Genomic DNA, 22,980 nt, shown 5'->3' on the forward strand with positions numbered 1-22,980 from the left:
AAAACTATGTTTATATGACATTTAGCATAGCACGAGAATTTTGATCATGGATACTTTTAGCGCTGCCCCTGCCCTGACAGCCACCGGCCTGCTCAGACACGTAAACGGACTGATCGGACATGCACTGTGCAACTAAACCGTTATAATCCCAGCCCAAATTTAGTAACAGGTAAATAAGTGTTAGCTCTCATCCGAATTCCTGTAGTACTGGTCGCTTTTCTGGTGCTCAATGTACTGGTACTCATTGTCTGTATTGCCCGACCCTTTCACCGCGATAATGTCTATATTGCCGGTCAGCTGTACAGTCAGATAGCCACATTGCTTGGCTTAAAAATCACCATTCGCCGCCCGCCCGGACTCGATACCGATAAGTCCTATGTTCTGGTGGCTAACCACCAGAACAGCTACGACATTATTACCATATGCAAAGCGGCTTTCCCGGGTGTGGTCACCATCGGTAAAAAAAGCCTCAAATGGATCCCGATATTTGGTCAGGTGTACTGGCTGAGTGGCAACATTATGATCGATCGGAAAAACACCGCAAAGGCTTTGGATACCCTGCAGCTTACGGCTAAAAAAATTACCGAAAAAAATCTGTCGGTGTGGTTTTTCCCGGAAGGAACCCGTTCTTATGGCCGCGGTATACTGCCGTTTAAAGTGGGCGCGTTTCGGCTGGCCGTCGCCACCGAAACCCCGGTTATCATGGTGACTGCCAGTAATATGCATGACAAAATTAAGTGGAACCGGTGGAACAATGGCGAGCTGATTATCGACATTAGTGAACCCCAGCAACTCGATAGCAGCCGGTCAGCGAAAGGCTGGATGGCGTATTATCACACCCAAATGGAAAAAAAGTTTGCCACATTAAACGACGAAGTCGCTCAAAGTGATAAATCACGATAAACTAAAACGTGACAACCTTTTTTGCTAATCAGGCTTTTAATATGACTCAATATGACGAACGTACCGAATGGTACGAATTCAATCAGGAAACTATCGATGCGTTGCTAAGCGACGGTAGTGAAGCCGATGCCACTTACACTATCGAACACCACATGGCCTGTCAGGATTTCGATCGCCTGGAAAAAGCCGCGGTTGACGCATTTAAAGCCGGCTTCGAAGTGACCGATGCCGAAGAAGTTTATCTGGATGACGGAGGTACCGTATTCTGTTTCGATATCATTGCCGAGCGCCAGTTAAACCGGGAACTGCTGGATACCGACATCGATGCGTTGCTGCAAATTGCCGATAAACACCAGGTTCACTACGACGGCTGGGGCACTTATTTTATCGGTGATGATGCAATTGGCGAAGAAGAGTAAATAGCAGCCTGTCACCGTTTTTATGCCCCGCGAGCCTGAAGCTGCGGGGCAGCTGTTCGGCCTGCGCTTTAGTCATTTTTCTCCAGCTTTTTTATACTGTTGCTTGCCGGTTTCCCGCTTAGACTACCCGCCCAAATTTCCCTGCCTTATAATCACTTTGGGCCTGCTCAATTTGCTGCTCAGAACCCAGTGCAAAAGGTCCGCGCTGAACAAAGCTTTCTTTTATTGCCTGACCCGAGAACATCGCAAAGCGCGCTTCACTGCGCTGCCGGTTATGCAGATACAGGCAGGCAGCGGAATGACCGATAGCCACTGACTCACCTTTATTCAAAGTCATGGCATGCTGTGCGAAAACCACTTCGAAGGAACCGTCCACCGCATAGAGCCAGCAATTATGTGACGGCTTCAATTGATGGGAAAAGGACGAAGATGGCCTAATTGTGCCGTCCAGTATCGTCATATTACCCACCGGTGAGGTGGCACCGCTCAAACCATTGCTGCTGCCCATGGCTATTCTTACCCGGCATGAGGCATTTTCAATCACCGGCATATCACTCGCTCTGACTAATTCAGAACCTGGTTCGCCTTGCTTTAACGCGCCCGGCAGATTAACAAACACCTGTAAACCATGGATCACTGAGCCGGGTCTGGGTGCTTCATCGTGCACTGCGCCACCGGCTGCGTTTAACCAGTATAAATCTCCCGGCTGTAAGTCAAAGTCATTGCCCATTGAGTCACGGTTGTGAAACAGCCCCTGGCTGTCTTCGAATAATAAAGAGACGGCCGCTAAGCCTGCATGAGGGTGGGCACCAAAGGTTGACTGGCTCATTGTGTAGTGGTCAACCATTATCAGTGGATCCATCAGGCCCTGATAACCGGTATGACGAAAACTGTGCGCCGCAAACCCTTTTCCTACCTCAAAGTAATGACCTGTTTGCACGCCTGATACTTTTACATCGGCGTCTGGTTGCAACCGTTCACCGCGATTTAAGACTGGATCTAACATGTGGATGCTCCTTTTACTTGACTCAATCATTCTACGTGTGAAACATTTGATTAATAAACAAGCAAAATTAGAAAGCATCATTGCAAATACAGAATAAAGAAATTGACCAGAAGACCGGACATTAACGCCATGATTGATCTCAACGATTACTATTACTATGTCCATGTGGTCGAAAAGAAAGGCTTCTCTACAGCGGCACGGGCACTGAGGGTTCCAACCTCCAGACTGAGCCGGCATATCTCCAGGCTGGAAGAGCGGCTTAATGTAGCGCTGATCCAGCGCACCTCCAGGCAATTCCACATCACCGAGGCCGGACAGTTGTTTTACCGTCATGCCAGAAGCATGATCTCAGAGATGGAAGAAGCCGAAAATGCCATCAAAATGGCCACGCAGTCGCTGACTGGGCATACCAGTATCAGTTGCTCGGTTGGGGTTGCACAATTTGCTTTGAAGGCGTTGCTTAGCAGATTTTTACAGGACAACCCCAGGATTACGCTCTCTCAGCATGTGTCAAATAGCCCGGTGGACTTACTCGAAACCGGTGTTGATATGGCACTTCGGGGTCATATGGATGGATTACCAGACTCCAGTTTAATTCAACGTCCTGTGGCAACGGTAGCATGGTGGCTGTTTGCCAGCCCGGCGCATATTGAGCAATTCGGAGCTCCCGTTACGCCGGTAGAGTTAATGAAAAGAAAGTCACTTAAAGTGGGCTGGCAAACGGCTGATGGTGTCTGGACCCTTCGCCACCAAAACGGGGATGAGGTGATCTTGCCTTTCACTGCCGGTTTTTGCAGCGATGATATGAGTACCCTGAAGCAAGCCGCAGCAGATAACCTCGGTGTTGTGTCTCTGCCCGCTTATACTTGCCGGGACGAACTGGCTTCAGGCCAGTTGGTGCGAATACTACCGGAGTGGACAACCGGCGCAGCCCAGTTAAGTCTGTTAACCCCGGTAAGAAAAGGACTCACCGCGCCAGCAATGCAGTTAAGGGATTACCTTACGCAAAATTTGCCCGATTACGTCACCGTGTAATACGTATTGCTGATGTTCGGGTTTACCGGGCTTTACCGGTTTACCTGATGACAGACAGCACAGCCTCCTGCCACTTTACCAGCAAAATAATAACGGGGTTCAGCCAGTGATGCCGCGCCCCTGGCTTTATCCACCTTAGCCACAAAATCGCGCATAAAATCCTGCATGTAAGGGTGATTGGAGCCGGCATTCACACTCTGTAAACCGGAGGCAATCTGCTCAATGCTGTCGAGCGCCGCCATAACGGTTTGTCGCTGATTGTCGAGGGCTGCCGGATCGCTGCCATCCACGGGTGCCAGAGCAATGTCCAACAAACGGATTTGAGCGGCCATTCGAGCCATATCTGTCTTGATATCCTGCGGTTCAATGTAATTAAAATCAGGGGGATAAGTGACTTTTCGGACATCCGAAAGGGTATAGCTACAACCGCTTAGCAGGGCTAACAGCAACACTGCTCCGCCGCTGATCGTGTGCTTAACATTGGGTAACCGCATAACATCAACTCCTCTATGGCCTATAGCAAAGCTAAGCCCGGAGGGTGCTTTATGCAATTACCAGCGACGGTTGAATTGACCTGGGACAATAAAACCTCTGCAATCATTAACGTACCGTCGCTGGCCTCATCGTTTTTATCGTTTCATACCGGCCATAATGGCAGCGAGTTGTTCAACGGCTTTGACTGATTCCCGGGGATCGATATTGGCCAGCGGATTATTAAAATCGCCCTCCGCACCGGCTTGAACCAGCAATCCATCACGGCGTGGATAAACGGACGTGTGCTGGTCAAAATACTGGATACCGTATTTTACTTCCGGTTGTGGCATCAGCTTACAAGTCTGGCCACGAACAGGAATGATAGAATCATCATTCAACAAAGCCTTTGCCCCATACCCGGTACAATTAACAATCACCGCTTCATCAAATTGTTGAAAATCGGCAACAGAGGTCAGGGTGCGGTCAATGATCCTGCCGCCACTGCGGTAAAACAAGTCGAGCAAATACTGTGAATAAGCACTGATATTAAACATCAGCAAGGGAAACTGCCTGACATGCTCAGTAGCAAATGGGTTTAGCTGCGGCGGCACATTTCGCGCCCTGGGAGTTAAATCGCTGAGCAATTCCTGGCGATAATTGGGATAGGCTGGCTCGCCGGGAATGTTGTGCCCACCATGATCATCAAAAGGCTTATCTGCCAGGCGGAACATAGTGGTCCATTCCACCGGGTTCCCAGCCAGACCCAATAAGGTCTGAAAACGCAGGTAAGACAATTTCGCCATCCATTGCCAGCGCTCAGCGAAAGGCTGCGCATGTGCTAAGGTCACAATGCGGGAGTCTGGCGACCAAATCCCCGTAGCATAAGAAGACCGTACGTATGGCGGCTGTTCCTTAGCGTAGATAGTCACGTCATAGCCAGCTCGCTGACACTGTATTGCGGTTGTCAGACCAACGGCACCGCAACCCACCACCGCTACGGGGGTATGCTGATCAGCATTAATCAGGGATTCCGCCAGGGCAGCCGTTCCCCAGGACAGTGACCAGCCACTACCACCATGGCCATAATTATGGATCAGGGTTTTATTGCCAATAGTTTCAGTTTCTATTCGCGGCCCCATCGGCCGAAACGGCCGGGTGCACACATTGGTACTGATGATGCGATCCGGATAGGCATTTATAGGAGCCAGTTCCGGTAAGGTTAAAGGTAAAGTTGCAGGCGAAGAAGGTAACTGAGAAGACGTGTGTCTGGCACTGACACAACCACCGAGGGTTGCTGCGATACCTGAGCCTGCGGCTCCCTGAAGAAAACGACGACGATGCATGAGGGCTCCATTAGTTTCCGGCCTGAAACAGGCGGAATTCAATTAAGTCCTGATGATGTAGTAAGGAAAAGTGTCACTATGGTCTGTGTGCCATTTAGTTCAGATTAACCAGTCCCTTGTTGGTAAACAAGGAAAATTGTCGGGGTAATCGGGAGGTTGTCGTTGAGTCCCCTTCATCAGGCCTGCCTGCCGAAGACCAGAACAGCCCCATCCACTATAGGCAACTGGGTTCGATCGCGGCCTCGTTAGTGCCAAAAATTCGTAGATTTTGGTTTAAATAAGCTTATTTTAAGCCGGTAAACTTACTGTAAATAAGTAATTTACCCCTTACGACTGCCTGCCAGGGTACGTGGTTACTGCACTAATAAAAGAGCTGCTCAACAATTCCACAGCTCCGTCAAAAACTTGTCATTTCTCTGTAGCAAAGCACTTATAGTGTTACCTGCACTTCAGGACAGTCATTCAAAAAATATCAAGCAGGAGCAACACACAGATGAAAGCGAAAATCCTGTTGCCTCTTGTACTTGGTCTACCGGTCTCAGCACTCGCTGACGATCTGTTTATCTCAGAGTACATAGAAGGCAGCTCAAACAATAAAGCGATAGAAATTTATAATCCCACAGACAGTGCCGTTGACCTGACCGGCTATCGTCTGGCAATCTATTCTAACGGCGGCACTTCTGCCGGCACCACTATTGCTCTGTCAGGCATGCTGGCAAGCGGCGATGTCTACGTGGTTGCTGATGATGGCGCCGACGCCTCTATTCTCGCCCAAACCGACCTTACCAGCACCAGTTCTTTCTACAATGGTGATGATGCGGTGGTACTGGTTAATGGTAGCGCGGTGGTTGATAGTTTTGGTCAGCTGGGTGTCGACCCCGGCAGCTATTGGGAGTCCAACGGCGTCAGAACCCAGAACAGAACACTGGTTCGCAAATCCTCCGTGACAGCTGGCGATATTATTCCTGATGATGCTTTTGATGTTTCACTGGAATGGGACCAATTCGCTGAAGATTATACTGCCAACTTAGGCATTCATGGCTCAGGTGGCGATACCGGCGGCGGTGATGACGAAGATCTCACCGACGTTTGCACCAACTGCCCTGACATAGACAAGGTGGCAGATGCAGCTACTTTCGATCCTGCCAGCTACTACGCGTCAGTTCAAACCGAGATTGACGCCAATTCACCGGTCGAATTCATCAAGATGGCCCTCAACACGGTTATCAGTGCTGACCATACCGTGCTGACTTACTCAGAAGTCTGGACAGCTCTGACTGAAACCGATGAAGACCCGACCAACCCTGACAATGTGGTGTTGTTCTATTCGGGTATTTCACTGCCAAAAACCAGCAATCAGTCTGGTGTAAACAATGATGATTTCTGGAACCGTGAACACGTCTGGCCAAACAGCCATGGCTTTGGCAGCGATTCTTACGAAGGTTATACCGATATCCATCACCTGCGTCCTGAAGACGTCTCGGTTAATGGCTCGCGTGGTAACCTGGATTTTGACAACAGTGACGCACCGCTTACTGAGGCACCAGAGAATCGCATTGACAACGACTCATTTGAACCGCGCGATGCGGTTAAAGGTGATGTAGCACGCATGATGTTATACATGGACGTGCGTTACGAAGGTTCTGGCAGCGACAGCACTCCTGATTTGGTGCTGGTTAACCGCACTACCGGCCCGGGCGAAGCCGCTTTAGGCAAGCTCTGTACGCTGATAGCATGGCATAATGCCGATCCGGTTGATGCGTCTGAAGAACAACGCGCCGCCACAATTTATGAATACCAGGGTAACCGTAACCCGTTTGTGGATCACCCGGAATGGGTAGATTTGCTGTATCCGGTACAAAGCTGTGATGACGAGCCTACCGATCCTGAAGAACCACCTGTGGATCCCGAAGACCCGCCTGTAGGTGGCGCCAGTCCGCTTATCCTGAGCGGTGTTATTGACGCCGATTTAAGTGGCGGATTACCCAAAGCGGTTGAAGTCTTTGTAACGCGTGATATCGCCGATCTGAGTGTTTGTGGTATCGGTTTCGCCAATAACGGTGGTGGCACCGATGGACAGGAATACACGTTCCCGGCTGACTCTGCCCTGGCAGGCGACCGCATCATCGTAGCATCAGAAACCTCGCAATTTGGCGCCTTTTTTGATAGCACACCAGACTACAATAGCGGTAGCGTATCCATCAACGGTGACGATGCTATTGAACTGTTCTGTGACGGTGAAGTCGTCGATGTGTTCGGTGATCCGGATGTAAACGGTGACTATGAGGCATGGGATTACACCGATAGCTGGGCATACCGCAAATCCAATACTGCGGCCAGCACATCCTTTAATGTAAATGACTGGACCCTGCCTGGACGCTCTGCGTTAGACGGCGAGAGCACCAATGCTACGGCAACAACGCCTTACCCTTATAAAACTTTTACTGCTGTGCAGCCTGAACTGTTTATCTCTGAATATACCGAAGGCAGCGGCTATAATAAGGCCCTGGAAATCGTCAACCTTGGTTCGCAAAGCGTTGATCTGTCGGCCCACAGCTATGTGATCAGTGTGTACTCAAATGGCGCTACCAGCCCGTCATTCAGTGTTACCCTGAGTGGTAGTATTGCCCCTGGCGATGTATTTGTGGTTTCTCACCCTGATGCTGACGCGCCACTTCCTGAGGTTTCGGATCAGGAAGCTTCATTAAACTTTAACGGCGACGACGCGGTAGTCTTCTTTAAAGACGGTGAAGTGATTGATGCTATTGGCCAGGTAGGCGTAGATCCGGGCTCTCAGTGGGGCACGGGTGATACCAGCACCAAAGACAATACTATTCGTCGCTTGCTGTCGGTAACCACCGGCGACACGAATGCAGACGATGCCTTTGACCCTGCATTAGAATGGGAAGGCTTCCCGAATAACACCCTCGATCACTTCGGCATTTATGGCGACGGTAATCCGGGCAATCCTGACGATCCAGGTGAAGAGTTTGGCGCGTGTTTCGACACAGCGACTTACATCAGTGCCGTTCAGGGCAGTACCGATACATCGCCATTGAGCGGAGAGACCGTTACGGTAGAAGGTGTTGTAACAGCAGTATTCACCGACCTGGGCGGATTCTTTATGCAGGAAGAAGACGGTGAGCGCGATGCCGATCCTCAAACCTCTGAAGGTCTGTTTGTGGAATTAGCTGCGTTGCCTCAGGGTTTACAGGCATCAGACGTAATCCGTGTACAAGGCACAGTAACAGAGCAATATGGCCGGACCATTTTAACCAGCGTTGCCGACTCAGCAATCTGCGGCACCGGTTCAGTTACAGCGTCTGTTATCAGTCTGCCTCAGGACAGCGCTGACAGCTTTGAAGCGGTAGAGAACATGCTGGTTGTTAACGATGCCGCCTGGGACATCTCTGACACTTACAGCTTCATTCGCTATGGGGAAATACTGGTTTCCAATGGCCGTCTTTATAACCCCACTCAACTGTTTGACGCAGGTAGTCAGGAAGCGATTGATTACGCCGAGTTTAATGCCCGTAATCAGCTAATCATTGATGATAATCGCGATGGCTCTGATAACGCTGCGCCATTATTGTCTATCGGTGATGTGGGTCCTTATAACCCGCTGCGCTCCGGCGACAGTGTGACCCGTGTTGAAGGGATTATGGACTATGGCTTCAGCGCCTACCGTATTCGTCCGGTAAATGAAGTAACGGTAATCAATACCAATGTGCGTAACGACGCGCCGGTCATTGCCGACGGAAATCTGCGCATTGCCAGCTTTAACGTACTCAACCTGTTTAACGGTGACGGCACTGGCTCGGGCTTTCCAACCAGCCGTGGTGCCGACAGCTTCTCTGAATACGAGCGCCAACTGGCTAAAATCGTGAATGCGATTGTGGCTATTGATGCCGATGTTCTGGGCTTAATGGAAATTGAGAACGACGGCTATGCCAGCACCAGTGCCATTGCACAACTGGTGGCCGCGATTAACGCACAAATGGGCTCTGGTACCTATGAGTACATCAGTGTGGGCAACGGTATTGGCACCGACGAAATTGCCGTAGGTATTATTTATAAACCTGCGGTAGTGACGCCGGAAGGTGCGCCTGAACTGCTGACTTCAGCGAACAGTATCGTCGATACTGACGGGCCGCTGTTTGATGATTCACGTAACCGCCCTTCTCTGGCACAGGCGTTTGTTCACAGCGAAACCCGTCAGACCGTAGTAGTGGATGTTAACCACCTTAAATCCAAAGGTTCAAGCTGTGGCAGTGGTGATGATGATGCGTCTACCGGCCAGGGCAATTGTAACCTGACCCGTACCCGTGCCGCACAGGCGCTGGTTGTGTGGTTGAATGATACGTTCCCGGATATGCCATTTACAATGCTCGGTGATTTAAACAGCTACGGTATGGAAGACCCGATTCAGGTGCTTACCGAAGCCGGCTTAACCGATACGGCACGTACTGTTCTGGGTGACACCGCATACAGCTATACCTTCGACGGCTTAGTCGGCAGCCTGGATTACCAGTTAGTCAATGAGGCCATGGGCGAATGGCTTATCGATGCGACTGAGTGGCATATCAATGCTGACGAGCTGAGCATACTGGATTACAACGAAGAGTATAAAACCGCTGATTTCCTTAATGAACTCGTGTTCCGTGCTTCCGATCATGATCCGGTAGTGGCCACTTACCAGTTGGATATGGCGCCGCTGCCAGGCGACATGGATGGTGACTTCGATGTGGATATGCTCGATATCCGTGCCTTCCAGATGGCTATTGTGCGTCGACAGCCGCTGGGCAGTGAGTATGACTTTAACAATGATGGTCGCGTAAACATGCGTGATCTGGTTGCCATGCGAGCGCTGTGTACTCGCAGCGGTTGCCGCCCTTAATTCAAATTGGAGTGATAAATAATGAAGAAGTTGTTATTAACCCTGGCCAGTCTGGTTGCGTTTAGCAGCCAGGCAGCGGTCATCTCAGTAGACCTTGCCGATAATGAAATTGCCGTGGGTGACACCACCACCGTAAACATTACCGGTGCGTTTGACAGCCAGACTGAAGCCTTTGACTTTGCGTTACTGAGCGTGTTTTTCGATAACAGTTCGTTGCTGGTTGATAGCCTGAGTCTGGGCTCTGATCTGCCTTCAGATGATGTGTTTTTTGACCCTTATGTCGAATTCTCTGAAAATGTGGGCGATGTCACTATGGGCTGGTACAGCTTATTTGCTGGTGCTTACACAAACCCTGCCCCATTCTCACTATTCAGTTTTGATGTAACGGCAACAGCCGAGGGTGTGTTTGATTTCACCTTTGATACCACAGACATGCTGAGCTTTGACTTTTTTGATTCAGCGACCTTTGCCCCTATCGCGTTTGAGATAAGCGAAGCCAGCTTAACCGTCACTGACGGTGTAGCAGCTGACGTTGCAGCACCGCAAACAGCACTGCTGTTAGCCTTGGCGTTAGGCGGTCTGGTGGTCGCTCGTCGCCGCAGCTAATCTGCCCTGCCTTAACGATTAAAACCCCGCCCAGGCGGGGTTTTTTATTGTCCGTGTCCCGAGCTTTTTAGATCGGATACGCCTGCCGCCTCGTATTGCCGGGTGTACCCAAATAAACAGACCGCGTGTTTCAATCGCCCCCGGGGTTTGTTACCCTGCAAGCATGCTGCCTTAGACCACTTCAGGATCGAATAATGAGCAAGGTTAGGCTCTTCCGGCTAACGCCGGTACTTCTATTGTTTTCCGGTACGGCACTCTCTGCCGACGAGTTCCCGGTCAATATTGGGGGGCATGTGCGCCTCAATTACAGCTATCAGGACTGGCAGGAAGTTGAATTGCGTGACGGCTTTGGTTTTGAGTCACTCAAATTAACCGTGTCCGGTGAAACCGACCAGTTCAGCTATAAAGCAGATTACCGCTGGTATGAAAATACCGACTTTAACACCGTGCGCTATGCCGACCTGACTTATCATTACGACGACCGCACCAGTGTGTCCGCCGGGATCACCAAAGTGCCCTTTGGCTTATTACCCTTTGCCTCAAACAGCTTTTGGTTTTCCATCAATTACTATATTGGCTTTGAGGATGACTACGACCCCGGCTTGGTAGTGCAATACCAGAAATCCAACTGGGATATCCGTGCTGGTTACTTCTTTAACGATGAATACAACGATGCCGGCCGCTTTGGACGTTACTCCTTTGATATTGCCGACAACGGTGAGTTTCGTAATCAGGAAGACGGCCAGTACAACCTGCGGGTAAGCTATACTGCCGGGTTAATCCGCGGCGCTACTACCGAGTTTGGCGCGTCCTGGCAAGCCGCTAACGTACTCAACCTGGATACGCTAAACGAGGGTGATATGAACGCTTATGCCCTGCACCTTCGCCATACCCAGGGCCCGCTGGGCGTTGCCCTGCAATATACCGATTACGATTATGATCTGGCCGCACCACAAGATCAGGCAACTGACCGTCTCGCTTTGTCAGCTTTTGATTTTCCTTTCCTTACTGCCTCTAAAGCGCACAGTTACACCGCGGCAGTGAGTTATGAATTACCGTTCAGAGTAACCGGCCTGTCGCCGATTAAATGCTATTCAGAATACGGGGCGGTTGAGCCCGATGTGGCGGCTGGTCTGCGCTCAACGCAATGGGTCAATGGCTGTAGTTTTGGCTGGCGCGCCCTGTATTTTTATGTGGATAGCATTCAGGGCAAAAACATGTGGTTTTCCGGCGGTTCCGGCATTGGTCTCGACCTTGGCGGTAATCAGGACTCCACCCATCGTTTAAATATTAGTTTAGGCCTTTATTTTTAGTGACTGTTATGAAAAATCTTCTTTTAATGCTGTCCCTGCTTTTTGCAGTGGTAAATAATGCCTCAGCTCACGCGTGGCGCACACTCACCATTGCCACCACCGAATATCCGCCCTATACCTCCACGGACATGGAGCACAACGGCTATATAAACCATATTATCAGTGAGGCGTTTTTACGGGTTGGCGTAGATGTAGTGTACGAAACTATGTCCTGGGAAGATGCCATTGCAAGTGCCAAAGACGGCCGCTATGACGCTGTGTCATATGCTAACTTCACCCGGGTTTACAGTGTTGATTTCTGGCAGAGCGAGCCTATCACCTCAGAAAGCCTGGTGTTTACGGCGAATGAAGAACTTCCTCTGGATAAGTGGGAAAACCTGCAACAACTGGAGCATTACAAAATCGGCGTCACCAAAGGTTACGCTTATACCGATGAACTCTTTGCGTTTTTTAAGCAGGCGCCCAACACTGTAACCGTTGATACCGACAAAGACGGCCTAAATGCGGTGATTGCCAACGATATTCAATTGTTCCCCATCGATGAGCTGACCGCCTGGTATTTACTGGAACGGGATTTCACCACCTTCGACCGTGACGAAATAAAAATGCTCAAGCCGTTTATTTCTACCGTGACCACCCACTTACTTATCCCGCGTAAAAGTCAGGATGGCGAGTTAATTTTAGCCTTGTTCAACAAAGGTCTGCGAGAGTTAGCGATGGAAGGTAAACTCGACCGTTATAAAACCTTATTGCGCGAAGGCTACTACCAGCACCCCGACAAACCGGTTAATTTTGATCGACGTTAAGCTTTAAAATGCTGCCTGCTATGGCAGCATTTTTAGCGCCAGTTCTCGGGTATGGGAAAGAAGCGCTGCATCGCCGACTTTGCCATGACCGGGAACCACCCTCTGGACCTCAGGAAAGTATTCAGTTACCCGGCTGACTGACTCTGGCCACGCCCGCACGTCGCCTTCTGCGGTATACCCCAGCGAAAAGGTCGTCTGTTCACGGATAAAGCAACCACCGAACAACAGGTTATGTTTTTTCACCCACACTACGCTGTTGTCCAGCGTATGGCCCGGCCCGGGATAAAACGCCTCTATCATTCCAGGCACTATCCAGGCGCTATCGATAAACGTGTGTTGAGCCGGAGTTTCGCCCTTTTCAAGTAAATACTGATTGGTTAGCTCGTAGGTCCATGAGGGAATGTTGTTTTGATGAAAAAGCGCCAGATGGCCTCCCGCATCCTCATGAGAATGGGTTACTACAACCGCTTCCAGGCTAAGCGACTGCGATGCCAGCCAGTTAAATAACTCTTCAACATCGCTGGCATCCCAGGGGGTATCAATTAAAACGGCTTTGTCTGCAGCGGTTTTAACAATTAAGCCGTTACCGCTAACCACACCATATCCTTCCACCGCCCGTTCAGAGCGCATCAGAAAAACCCCGTCGCTTAAGGAAGAGACCGTCAGGTTAGCGGCCGTTAAGGAAGGGGAAATAAGCAGCAAAAGTACGATCGTACTAACCCGTTCCCAGCCTGAACGTCTTATCATGGTTAAGTTTCGCTTCAGTTATTGTTCAGCCTGACTTTCGCACACTGCAAGTACAGTCAATGCAGACACAACCAGGGTGAATGGATTATGAAAAATCAAAGAGTAACACAGACTTTACTTGCTGCGGCACTGATGTCCCTGAGCTTTATCACTTTTTCATCGGCTGCACAAAGCAAGGAAGTGGCCGTTAGTGAAACCTTCAGTACGCCTGAATTAAATGCCGCCGATAATGTCCCTGTACGGGTAAAGAAAAAGGATCTGGGTAGTATCCCGGCCAAATCCGGCGAACAACTGCGCACGGCAAGTCACAGTGTTGACTACTGGTTTTATGATGCCTGGATGACACTCTACACCGACCGTGATTACGACGGATACTATGCCAGTTTCGACCTTGAATTTGACGCCGACACTAACTATTACCAGGCACCGGTTTACGCCATTGTCTATCTGGGCACCAACGACTATTACGAAGCGTTTCATGTGACTTCGGTCTTCAACCTTTACAGCGACAGTAGTGATGATTCGGTGTTGCTTGAAAGCGAGTTGGTGAACGGTTACCCGAGTAACGATTACGATATTTTAATTGAATTGATCGATGCGCAAACCGATCAGGTGCTGGCCACTATCGATGCCTATGAAGATGCCGATCTGTCTTATCAGAGTATGGAAAGCCTTGACTACGATCGCCCGGTTACTTCTGAAGTGGTGGTTGAAACCCATGCTGGCAGCTGGAGTCTGTGGATGAGTCTGGCGCTGCTCGGTCTGGTTGTCTGGCGACGCAAATAACCCAACACAGTAAAACGGGGCCAGTGGCCCCGTTTTTAGTTGGTTAATTAAGGACAACTCCCTTCATACCATACCGTACCATCAGTGGAGTAAAGGGTTGAGGTGCCCCAGGTAGAGCCAGCCAGTGAGTCATCAGAACCGCTGGCAAAATAATCCGGCGCGTAATAATAGCCGGTGCTGTAAGCACGCCCCGCCACTTTGTGGTAGTAATTAGCGGTTGTATAGTCCGCGCAGGTCGCCGGATCACCGCCATCATTCCCCCCGCCGGAGCCACCACCGTCAGAGCCTGATCCGCTGCACGCCTGCACCGGCCCGGTACAGGAAGCATCGTCATCCTGCCATACACACATACCACCACTCTGGGTTTGCTCGGTCAGTTTAAAAGCATCGGTTGAGTATTCCAGATAGCAGGTAGAGTAGCCGGTATAATCGAGACGACCAGCGCTGATATGTTGATCGAGCGTAGCAATCACGCCGGCATCAATGTCTACCGACAGTTGTGTGTTGCTGCTCAGGCCACTGGCGTCGATAGCCGTAACCGTAATAGTTTGCACACCGCCCGGCAGGTCGCAGGCTTCAGCGCTAAAGGATAGCCCATCCACACTGGCATTTTGGCTACCGGTCGCAAATGTTACTTCTACTGCGGTAAGGTCCTGGTTTTCGTCGTAAACCGAGCCGGTAACCGTTGCACACTGGCCATTGGCATCCACCAGCACATCAGATAACACGGGCGCAGAAGGCGGCGGTGGCGGGCCAACGCGAACACTAACGGTAATGGCTTCTGACACAGCGCCAACATCATCGCTGGCAGTCACGCTAACATAGTACAGGTCATCCGCTAAGGCGGCCGAAGTGAGCGAAAAACTGTTGTCGCTCTGCGTGGCAGTAGCATACTGGTACTCATCGCCATTATTATTCGTGATGAGAACATCTACATTATCAACACCCCCCTCCACATCGGTTGCCGTGCCGGTTACCACTAACTGACCACTGCTTTCTATTGCATTCACATTAGCCAGCACTGGTGGTTGATTCCGGTCGACCCGTTTATTGTTCTCGGTAAAGTATTCGCCAAGATACATCGCATAATTGATACCGGTACCGCTCACATATGAGCCACTGGCTCCGGCGCCGCCGGACCAGGAATGATCCACGCCATTAAGCCAGATCATCGATACCCGCCCCTCTTCCCAAAGATATTCTTCGGCGGTTCTTGTTCCGCTTCCAAGCGGGTTGCTGCCAGGCAGTTCATTCACCCCGTACGCCCCGGCCATGCCTTCAGCATTCTGCCGGTTATAGCAGGTATCAACCGTGGTATCAGCATCGCCATGGGCTATGGAGGCAATCTGGTCATTCAGCGATCCGCTGTAACTACCGGCGTATTGCTGGCAGCGCGTTGCCACATCGGCATATTCACAGCTGCCAATCGCGCCACTGGAACTGGTGCCTATGCTGGGACCGGCACTTACTCCCACGCCGGCAAATACATCCGGTGCAATACAGGCGGTGGTATTGGCAAACGCAGCACCGGAGGAAAGCCCTGCCACATAAACCTGATCGTCATCGATGGCATAGCTGCCGCTGGCTTTCATGGTCGACACCAATGACAGGATATTGGCATAATCACCTGCCGTGCGCGATTTGGCGCCCTGCCAGTAAGACCAGCAGCCAAACCCCGCTTTGTTCATTGCATCCGGAACCGCTACTACCATTCCGTAAGTTTCTGCCGCCTGCTCAAGGTTAGCCGAAAGATACGCATCAATGGACTGTGTACAGCCGTGAAGTACGACTAACAGTGAGCGTCCCTGCCCTATTGGTGATAGCGAATCCGGGGTATAAACGTGTACTTTATTGAAGTTACCTACTGTCACATTCTGTTGCCAGCTGCCCGCCTGAGCCGGTGAGGCCAGCGTTGCAGACAGCAATGTCCCTGCTATCAGTAGTTTGTTTTTAAATGTCATGTTACCACCTTCTTCTCATTTGTGTTTACCAATGGTTAACGCATTGTTGATCATTTGTTAATGAAATCCTGTAGCACTTTCGTACTGTGCAGGGTTGAAGGCAGAAAACCGGGGAGCCCGCGAAGCAAACGCGACCAAAGTAGTAGTTCACTCTTACCAAAGTAGCAGAGGCGCGTTGACCTTTGTCTCGTTATCTTGAGTATAATGTTACTGTTTTGTAAATTCTGAGCGGTACTGCTGGCTAATATGAATGCTTCCAATAAAGTTACGCTGACGATTGTTCTGATTTTCACTGCCGTATTCAGTGTGCTCACCGTTACCATGTTCTATCAGGCCAGAGCGGATATCAGTGAAGAGGGGGAAGCAGCACTACAGTTAGCTGAGACCCTGGCAGAAGCCAGTCTGGATACCGATACCCTGACCCGCCTTTTGCACAACAGTCGCCACCTTACCGTTATAGAGCACGCTAACGCTGCAGCGCAGTTGCCATTAACCGGTCCGCTTGAGAAGTGGCTGGCTCCGCCGCCGGCGCGCACAACCATTCGTTCTGCATCGGGTGACACCATAACGGTAATAGCCAATAGCGCTGCCGAATTTAATGAAATTATTGCAACGGTCGCCACCGTGCTGTTTGTTTTTGTACTGGCACTACTGCTCACCCTCTTTACACTGCGATATGCCGTCAATAAGCGCCTTAAACCACTGGCCGAATTGTGTCAGGGGCTGGAGTCTATTCAGTCGGGTCAGTTCAGGTTATCGGCAGCGTCAACCGATATTGCCGAAATACACAGGCTGATTGAGCATTACAATAATCTGATTGGCTCACTGGCCAGTAAAGAAACCCAGGTTGCCGGATTACGTCAGCGCCTGTCGGCCTTGCAGGAAAATGAACGACGGCTGTTGGCGAGGGAGCTTCACGATAACCTTGGCCAGCTGATCACCGGCATTACGGTGCAAACCTATATGCTTGAGCAACAAAAACAAAATCCGGATTTTATTGTTAAAGCCTGCGCCACCATTCAGCACCAGTGTGATGCGGTTCACCAGGGCATGAAGGATTTAACCAACCAGCTTTATCCGGTGTTTCTTAATAAACTGGGATTAACCACATCTATTGCGCAAATGATCCAGACCTGGCAGGACATTCATCAAATAGAAGTCCACTGGTTACCCGATGCGGCCACCATTGCCACCAATCTCGACCGGGACACTCAAATCTATCGCATCACGCAGGAAATATTCACTAACATTGCCAAACACGCCAATGCTACTGTGGTGACCATTGGCTTAACCACCACCCTCGATCAGCTCACGCTGTTTGTACGTGATAATGGCCAGGGCTTCAGCTCAGAGGAGTCAAAAGCCGCCGGACTGGGTCTGCAATCCATGCATGAACGAGCATCGCTACTCGGTGGCAGGCTTAACGTCGAAACTCACGATAAAGGAACTACCGTTACTCTGGTTGCTCCCCTTAAAGTAAAGGATAACCTGCATTATGAATATTCTGATCGTTGATGACCACGCCGTAGTGCGCCAGGGCTACAGTGCGCTGCTTACCATGATGCTGCCTGATGCAATTGTCAGTGAAGCCGAAAATGTTCAGCAAACGCTTAAAGCGCTGGGCGCTGCAGACATTGATTTGGTCATTCTCGACATTAACCTGGAAAACGCCAGCGGGCTTAATCTGGCGGGCCGGCTGTTAAAACGCTGGCCGCGATTGAAGATAATTTTCTTCAGTATGTTTGACGAGCCATCCGTGGTTAACCGGGCAATTCAAACCGGGGCCAAAGGCTATTTGAGTAAGCGCAGTAAACCAGAGGTGATGGTGGAGGCAATAAAAACGGTACTCAGCGGTAAGCGCTACATCGAACATAACATTGCTATTCAATTGGCGACCCACCAGCTAAATGATGCCGACGACAGTTGCAAGCAGTTGACGCAACGCGAATTTGATGTCTTTCTGGGCATTGCCAAAGGGCTCGACCGGGCACAATTGGCCGACGAGCTGAATGTGTCGAGTAAAACGGTGTCGAATACCCTCACCCAGTTAAAAGCCAAGTTACAAATCAGCACCCACGCTGAACTGGTGCACCTGGCTATTGAGCAGGGTTACCTCAAGGTTGCTGTCTAAAAACGCTTAGAGGATAGTAAAATAAGACTCCAGCAGTTCAATGGCCTGACGGGTTTTAACCGGCATATTCGGGTAGTCGGCCACCACGGCAAACACCTGGTAATCAGGTAACTGCCAGTCGGGTAACAGTTCGATTAACTGGCCGCTAGCGAGGTAATGTTGCACTTCCATCCGGGGTAATACAGCATAGCCTAAACCATCGACCGTGAACTGAATCAACGCTTGCATAGAATTGACGCTGAGTTTTGGCTGCGCCAGCAAATAACGCTCATCATTAGGACTACAAAGTTCGTGAACAGGCAGATGATCGTAAACGATAAAAGGGTGCTCTTTGAGCTGCTCAGGATGCAGGATGGGCTGCCCGCTTTCGCCATTTGAAGGGGCCACACAGAGGACCTGGGACCAGGTAGCCAGTTGATAAGACTTAAATCCCTCCTTTTCCACCGGAGCAAATCCCAGTGCAAGATCGGCCCCGCTGGCAACAATATCGTCATAACCTTCACCCAGGGTCACCGCCACCGAAATACGCTGAGAACTCTGCAACAGTTGACGTAAAGGTTTACTAAGCAGACCGCCGCCAAATCCCTCCGGCGCCAGGATCCTTAACTCACCAGATGGCGAATGGAATAACGCATCTATTTCCTGCTGGCCATGCTGGGCGATTTCAAGCAACGTTTGACTGGTCCGGTAGTAAATCCGGCCAGCTTCGGTGAGGCTAAGGTGACGGGAATTACGGTTAACCAGTTGTTGGCCAATATCCTCTTCCAGCTTACGCAGTTGCTGACTAATGGCCGACACAGTCATGTGCAACTGCCTGGCAGCCACACTCATATTGCCGCAGTCAGCAACGGCTAAAAACACTTTCAGGGCGCGGGTAAACTTAACGTTCATAGAAATTCATTTTTGCTAAAGACACCGTTTAATATTAGTCGATTGCAGATAACCTACGCCGACCTTATCCTAAATAACAATCATTCTCACTAAGATTTTCACTGTTATATGCGATTAAACAAGATGTCCCTGGCACTTTGCTGTGCTTTCTTTTCCTCAACTGTACTGGCTGTTTCTCCCGACAATGAAGAACTGGAAAAAATCGTGGTGACCGCTTCAGGCACCGCGCAAATGCTCAAAGAAGCGCCTGCCTCTATCAGTGTGCTCGATAAAGAAGACCTGAGTGAAAGGTTTTATCGGGACCTCACCGATGCCATGACTGATATTCCAGGCGTGATTGTCACCGGTGGCGGTGACAGAGAAGATATCAGCCTGCGAGGCATGGGTAGTCAGTACACCCTGATCCTGGTCGACGGTCAGCGACAGAGCTCACGTGAAACCCGGCCTAACAGCGACGGCCCGGGTGTTGAAGGTGCCTGGATCCCGCCGTTATCCGCCATCGAGCGTATTGAAGTTATTCGCGGTCCCATGTCTTCGCTTTACGGCTCCGATGCCATTGGTGGTGTAATCAATATTATCACCAGCAAAACCCCGGATGCCTGGCGCGGTGAAGTTCGTTTAGATGCCACCCTCCAGGAAGACAGTGATTCAGGTAATCAATACCAAACCACGTTCTTTACGGCAGGTTAACTTATCCCGGGTAAATTGGGCTTACAACTTTACGGCCGCTACACCCAGCGCGAAGAAGACAATATCGTCGATGGCTTTCGCGACCGCGACCATAAGAATGTCAGTGCCAAACTGGCCTTTACCCCCAATGACAATCACGAATTTGTTTTTGAAGCCACCCATACCCAGCAAGAAATTAACGCCACGCTGGGTAGAACCGTTGCACCGCTGGCCGAGGGCGAAGAATGTGGCCGTCGTGGCTGTCCGGCATCGAGCATGACTGAGTATGACCGCACTAACCTGTCGCTCAGTCACACCGGATACTGGGGCTGGGCAACCTCGCAAACTTATATCAAACAAGATGAGTTTGATAATGAATCCCGGCAAATGTACGTTAAAAACCTCGATGCCCAGACGATGTGGGCCGTTCCGGTCAACGATATCCTGAGCTTGAGAGCAGGCGGTGCTTACTTCGAGGAAGAGCTTAATGACCTGACCAGCAACCAGATTAGCGAGCTTTCACTGGTCGACGGTCACCAGTGGTCGGTGTTTGCCGAAGGGGAATGGAAAATCATTAAGGATTTCGCGATTACTACCGGTTTACGTTACGACGACGACCAGAACTATGGCGGCCAGTTAAGCCCCCGTTTATATGGGGTATGGCAAATCAGTTCAACAACCATTTTAAAGGGTGGCATATCCACTGGCTTCAGGGCGCCCAACCTGCGCCAGACCAATCCTTCCTGGGGACAAATCAGCCGCGGCGGCAACATTTGCGGCAACCCGGATCTGGAAGCCGAATCGTCCGTCAGCTATGAGCTCGGCTTATATCAGGACTTTGGTAAGGACACCACGGTATCCGCAACGGTGTTTTATAACGAATTTGAAGACCGTATCACCCGAATTCAGTGCCCAACAGACCTGTGTACCGACGGGCCTAACGATTTCGGTTCAGCCCCCACCACCTATATCAACATCGATGAGGCCATCACTCAGGGTTTTGAAATGAGTGTGCAGGCTAAACTCACCCAAGCCATTGAGTTTAACGCCAACTATACCTATACCGACTCGGAACAAAAAACCGGTCAGTACGCTGGCAGCCCGCTCAATCAGTTACCTAAGCACCTGATACAAACTTCACTGCGCTGGGCCATTAACGACCACACCAGCAGTTGGCTGCGCGTGCACTACCGTGGTGAAGAAAGTCAGCCCACCACAGGTCCATCGCAGGACAGCTTAATTGCCCCATCGTATAAGCTGGCAGACGTTGGCTTAAACTACGGTTTAACCAACGATATTAAGCTCGGCGCCGGTATTTATAACCTGCTGGATAAAGACATTGGTATGGAAGAATACGGCTACGTGGAAGATGGCCGCCGTTACTGGCTGTCACTGGCCTGGTCTTTCTAATCTCATTTCACCTCGGTTCGCTGCGCTGGTAAGGGAGCGGCGCAGCAAGGATTGTCATCTACCGATAAACATCATCAGCCAATCTAATTGAGATTGATTATCAATACCATTTAGATTAAGGTCGTAGTTTGCTACCCTCGGTACACACAGGATTACATTTCAGGAGTTATTACTTTGGCAAAAGTTACCCCGCACTTTTTATCATTGACTGGCAGGCAAAATCGCCCCAATACGCTGGTAAACGCGCTTTATCGCTTAACCGTTCCCCTGGCATTCCTCGGTACCACTGTGACAGTGCAAGCCGATGAGCTGGAAGTGACTTTACCGACTCTGAACGTAGCCGAATATCACGCCCCTTATGTGGCAGTGTGGCTGGCCGATGCCCGAGGCAAACGCGTAATCGATATCGCCGTATGGTACGACACCGATATGGCCAATAACGAAGGTGAAAAATGGCTCAAAGACTTACGCATGTGGTGGCGTCGCAGCGGCCGCAGCGCCAGCATGCCCATCGACGGTGTCAGCGGTGCAACGCATCGCCCGGGTACGTCCTCTATTGATCTCAATGGCCGTTTTGAGGATGTGCCCGCAGGTGATTATTTTGTCTGGGTAGAAGCGGCCCGTGAACTCGGTGGACGTGAAACCCTTAAAGTCCCGCTTTCACTGCCGGTAAAACAAACCGTTAATACCAGTGCTGAAGGTCAGCACGAACTGTCTTCAATACAATTACTTATGGAACCCGCACAATGAAGAAATCACTGTTAATCGGCGCCACCGCACTGGCGCTTACTCTGGCCAGCCCGTTCAGCGAGGCGCATCGCGTATGGATTAAACCCTCCACAACATCGGTTTCTGGCGACAGCGAGTGGATCACTTTCGACGTAGCCGTGGCTAACGGTATCTTCCATCCCGATCACTTTGCTTACCCGGCAGAACGTTTGTCGGTGGTATCGCCTACCGGAAAACCGGTAGATATCCAAAACCAGCAAAAGCTGCGCTACCGCAGTGTATTTGATGTGGAGCTCACTGAGAGCGGCACGTATAAAGTGTTTAACGCATCCCAGTCTTTAGTGGCATTCTGGAAAGATGAAGAAGGCGAGCGTCACTTCTGGCCTGGCCGCGGTAAAACCGGCACCGTGGAAGAGTTTTACCAAGCGGTACCTCAGGATGCTGATGACCTGAACGTAATGGAAACCGCTAATCGCCTGGAAACCTATGTGACACTAGGCGCCCCAACGGCCGACAACAATAAGCTAACCGGCAAAGGCCTTGAGCTTAAAGCATTAACCCACCCCAACGATGCTTACACCGGTGAGCCAATCGATTTTCAGTTTTTTATGAGTGGCGATAAAGCTCACGGGACCAAAGTTATTGTGGTCAAAGACGGAGAAAAATACCGTGATACTGCAGGTGGTGTAGAAGTGACGGCCGACCAAGAAGGCAAAATCAGCCTGCAATTTGATGAGCCTGGCATGTACTGGCTGGAAGCCGAGTACGAAGATAACAAAGCTAAAGCGCCAGCTAAGAAACGCCGCGCCAGCTACGTACTGGTTTTTGAAGTCCTACCCTTCTAAAAAAATAAT

At 50.5% G+C, this 22,980-nt stretch carries 18 protein-coding genes and 1 pseudogene; 13 read left to right on the top strand and 6 right to left on the bottom strand.

Translation table 11 applies throughout. From position 1 onward, the window contains the following. Positions 1-177 precede the first annotated feature (177 nt). Together AC27IB_RS15390 and rraB are read left to right on the top strand one after the other, a co-directional pair. On the top strand, positions 178-903 hold the full coding sequence (locus AC27IB_RS15390) for a 1-acylglycerol-3-phosphate O-acyltransferase (RefSeq protein ID WP_296044611.1): 726 nt from the start codon (positions 178-180) through the stop codon (positions 901-903). Positions 904-944: 41 nt separating this feature from the next. Then, the gene (gene rraB, locus AC27IB_RS15395) at positions 945-1,322 is read left to right on the top strand and encodes a ribonuclease E inhibitor RraB (protein WP_296044615.1); all 378 of its coding nucleotides are present in this window, start codon (positions 945-947) and stop codon (positions 1,320-1,322) included. A 118-nt stretch (positions 1,323-1,440) separates the two neighbouring features. Here the strand turns inward: rraB and AC27IB_RS15400 are convergent, their stop codons facing one another. Then, complete coding sequence (locus AC27IB_RS15400) at positions 1,441-2,328, bottom strand: pirin family protein (protein ID WP_296044617.1); 888 nt, start codon at positions 2,326-2,328, stop codon at positions 1,441-1,443. A gap of 102 nt (positions 2,329-2,430) precedes the next feature. Here AC27IB_RS15400 and AC27IB_RS15405 point away from each other — a divergent pair, with 102 nt between their 5' ends. After that, the gene (locus AC27IB_RS15405) at positions 2,431-3,363 is read left to right on the top strand and encodes a LysR substrate-binding domain-containing protein (protein WP_296044620.1); all 933 of its coding nucleotides are present in this window, start codon (positions 2,431-2,433) and stop codon (positions 3,361-3,363) included. A gap of 32 nt (positions 3,364-3,395) precedes the next feature. On the opposite strand, the gene AC27IB_RS15410 is transcribed toward AC27IB_RS15405, so the two are convergent. Next, positions 3,396-3,857, bottom strand: coding sequence for a hypothetical protein (locus AC27IB_RS15410; protein WP_296044623.1), 462 nt, complete (start codon positions 3,855-3,857; stop codon positions 3,396-3,398). A gap of 135 nt (positions 3,858-3,992) precedes the next feature. Continuing rightward, on the bottom strand, positions 3,993-5,180 hold the full coding sequence (locus AC27IB_RS15415; protein ID WP_296044626.1) for an FAD-dependent oxidoreductase: 1,188 nt from the start codon (positions 5,178-5,180) through the stop codon (positions 3,993-3,995). A 493-nt stretch (positions 5,181-5,673) separates the two neighbouring features. Between AC27IB_RS15415 and AC27IB_RS15420 the strand changes: the two genes are divergently transcribed. From AC27IB_RS15420 to AC27IB_RS15435, 4 genes are all read left to right on the top strand, one after another. Continuing rightward, on the top strand, positions 5,674-10,077 hold the full coding sequence (locus AC27IB_RS15420) for an ExeM/NucH family extracellular endonuclease (protein ID WP_487122004.1): 4,404 nt from the start codon (positions 5,674-5,676) through the stop codon (positions 10,075-10,077). 21 nt (positions 10,078-10,098) lie between these two features. Further along, complete coding sequence (locus tag AC27IB_RS15425; RefSeq protein WP_487122006.1) at positions 10,099-10,683, top strand: hypothetical protein; 585 nt, start codon at positions 10,099-10,101, stop codon at positions 10,681-10,683. Positions 10,684-10,877: 194 nt separating this feature from the next. Beyond that, positions 10,878-11,996 (top strand): porin, encoded by a 1,119-nt coding sequence (locus AC27IB_RS15430; RefSeq protein WP_296044635.1) that lies wholly within the window; start codon positions 10,878-10,880, stop codon positions 11,994-11,996. 8 nt (positions 11,997-12,004) lie between these two features. Continuing rightward, the gene (locus AC27IB_RS15435; protein ID WP_487122009.1) at positions 12,005-12,802 is read left to right on the top strand and encodes a substrate-binding periplasmic protein; all 798 of its coding nucleotides are present in this window, start codon (positions 12,005-12,007) and stop codon (positions 12,800-12,802) included. A gap of 18 nt (positions 12,803-12,820) precedes the next feature. On the opposite strand, the gene bla is transcribed toward AC27IB_RS15435, so the two are convergent. Then, positions 12,821-13,549 (bottom strand): subclass B1 metallo-beta-lactamase, encoded by a 729-nt coding sequence (gene bla / locus AC27IB_RS15440; protein ID WP_487122011.1) that lies wholly within the window; start codon positions 13,547-13,549, stop codon positions 12,821-12,823. An 87-nt stretch (positions 13,550-13,636) separates the two neighbouring features. Between bla and AC27IB_RS15445 the strand changes: the two genes are divergently transcribed. Next, positions 13,637-14,335, top strand: a complete 699-nt coding sequence (locus tag AC27IB_RS15445) for a choice-of-anchor H family protein (protein ID WP_487122013.1) — start codon at positions 13,637-13,639, stop codon at positions 14,333-14,335. 47 nt (positions 14,336-14,382) lie between these two features. Here the strand turns inward: AC27IB_RS15445 and AC27IB_RS15450 are convergent, their stop codons facing one another. Continuing rightward, a complete protein-coding gene (locus AC27IB_RS15450) occupies positions 14,383-16,296 on the bottom strand; it encodes an extracellular catalytic domain type 1 short-chain-length polyhydroxyalkanoate depolymerase (RefSeq protein WP_487122015.1) in 1,914 nt (637 codons plus the stop codon). Between the two features lie 246 nt (positions 16,297-16,542). On the opposite strand from AC27IB_RS15450, the gene AC27IB_RS15455 reads away from it, so the two are divergent. Both AC27IB_RS15455 and AC27IB_RS15460 read left to right on the top strand, forming a co-directional pair. Further along, on the top strand, positions 16,543-17,811 hold the full coding sequence (locus tag AC27IB_RS15455) for a sensor histidine kinase (RefSeq protein WP_487122017.1): 1,269 nt from the start codon (positions 16,543-16,545) through the stop codon (positions 17,809-17,811). Continuing rightward, on the top strand, positions 17,792-18,427 hold the full coding sequence (locus AC27IB_RS15460) for a response regulator transcription factor (RefSeq protein WP_296044653.1): 636 nt from the start codon (positions 17,792-17,794) through the stop codon (positions 18,425-18,427). The genes AC27IB_RS15455 and AC27IB_RS15460 overlap by 20 nt, the downstream gene beginning before the upstream one ends. Before the next feature lie 6 nt (positions 18,428-18,433). Here the strand turns inward: AC27IB_RS15460 and AC27IB_RS15465 are convergent, their stop codons facing one another. Next, entirely contained in the window at positions 18,434-19,318 is an 885-nt protein-coding gene (locus AC27IB_RS15465; protein WP_487122019.1) for a LysR family transcriptional regulator, read from the bottom strand. A 123-nt stretch (positions 19,319-19,441) separates the two neighbouring features. Here AC27IB_RS15465 and AC27IB_RS15470 point away from each other — a divergent pair. The 3 genes and pseudogenes from AC27IB_RS15470 to AC27IB_RS15480 all read left to right on the top strand — a co-directional run bounded on the left by AC27IB_RS15470 (position 19,442) and on the right by AC27IB_RS15480 (position 22,971). Then, positions 19,442-21,397 (top strand): annotated as a pseudogene (locus AC27IB_RS15470) (ligand-gated channel protein). A 174-nt stretch (positions 21,398-21,571) separates the two neighbouring features. Further along, positions 21,572-22,147, top strand: coding sequence for a DUF2271 domain-containing protein (locus AC27IB_RS15475; protein WP_487122021.1), 576 nt, complete (start codon positions 21,572-21,574; stop codon positions 22,145-22,147). Further along, positions 22,144-22,971 (top strand): DUF4198 domain-containing protein, encoded by an 828-nt coding sequence (locus AC27IB_RS15480; RefSeq protein ID WP_487122023.1) that lies wholly within the window; start codon positions 22,144-22,146, stop codon positions 22,969-22,971. Before AC27IB_RS15475 ends, AC27IB_RS15480 begins: the two co-directional genes overlap by 4 nt. Positions 22,972-22,980 lie beyond the last annotated feature (9 nt).

The organism is Alteromonas sp. 4NH20-0104 (assembly GCF_057547795.1).

Bases quoted from the DNA above. Each gene is read 5' to 3' on its own strand.
- rraB (WP_296044615.1), top strand. From the start codon at position 945: ATGACTCAATATGACGAACGTACCGAATGGTACGAATTCAATCAGGAA.
- AC27IB_RS15400 (WP_296044617.1), bottom strand. From the start codon at position 2,328: ATGTTAGATCCAGTCTTAAATCGCGGTGAACGGTTGCAACCAGACGCC.
- AC27IB_RS15410 (WP_296044623.1), bottom strand. From the start codon at position 3,857: ATGCGGTTACCCAATGTTAAGCACACGATCAGCGGCGGAGCAGTGTTG.
- AC27IB_RS15415 (WP_296044626.1), bottom strand. From the start codon at position 5,180: ATGCATCGTCGTCGTTTTCTTCAGGGAGCCGCAGGCTCAGGTATCGCA.
- AC27IB_RS15420 (WP_487122004.1), top strand. From the start codon at position 5,674: ATGAAAGCGAAAATCCTGTTGCCTCTTGTACTTGGTCTACCGGTCTCA.
- AC27IB_RS15425 (WP_487122006.1), top strand. From the start codon at position 10,099: ATGAAGAAGTTGTTATTAACCCTGGCCAGTCTGGTTGCGTTTAGCAGC.
- AC27IB_RS15430 (WP_296044635.1), top strand. From the start codon at position 10,878: ATGAGCAAGGTTAGGCTCTTCCGGCTAACGCCGGTACTTCTATTGTTT.
- AC27IB_RS15435 (WP_487122009.1), top strand. From the start codon at position 12,005: ATGAAAAATCTTCTTTTAATGCTGTCCCTGCTTTTTGCAGTGGTAAAT.
- bla (WP_487122011.1), bottom strand. From the start codon at position 13,549: ATGATAAGACGTTCAGGCTGGGAACGGGTTAGTACGATCGTACTTTTG.
- AC27IB_RS15445 (WP_487122013.1), top strand. From the start codon at position 13,637: ATGAAAAATCAAAGAGTAACACAGACTTTACTTGCTGCGGCACTGATG.
- AC27IB_RS15450 (WP_487122015.1), bottom strand. From the start codon at position 16,296: ATGACATTTAAAAACAAACTACTGATAGCAGGGACATTGCTGTCTGCA.
- AC27IB_RS15455 (WP_487122017.1), top strand. From the start codon at position 16,543: ATGAATGCTTCCAATAAAGTTACGCTGACGATTGTTCTGATTTTCACT.
- AC27IB_RS15460 (WP_296044653.1), top strand. From the start codon at position 17,792: ATGAATATTCTGATCGTTGATGACCACGCCGTAGTGCGCCAGGGCTAC.
- AC27IB_RS15465 (WP_487122019.1), bottom strand. From the start codon at position 19,318: ATGAACGTTAAGTTTACCCGCGCCCTGAAAGTGTTTTTAGCCGTTGCT.
- AC27IB_RS15480 (WP_487122023.1), top strand. From the start codon at position 22,144: ATGAAGAAATCACTGTTAATCGGCGCCACCGCACTGGCGCTTACTCTG.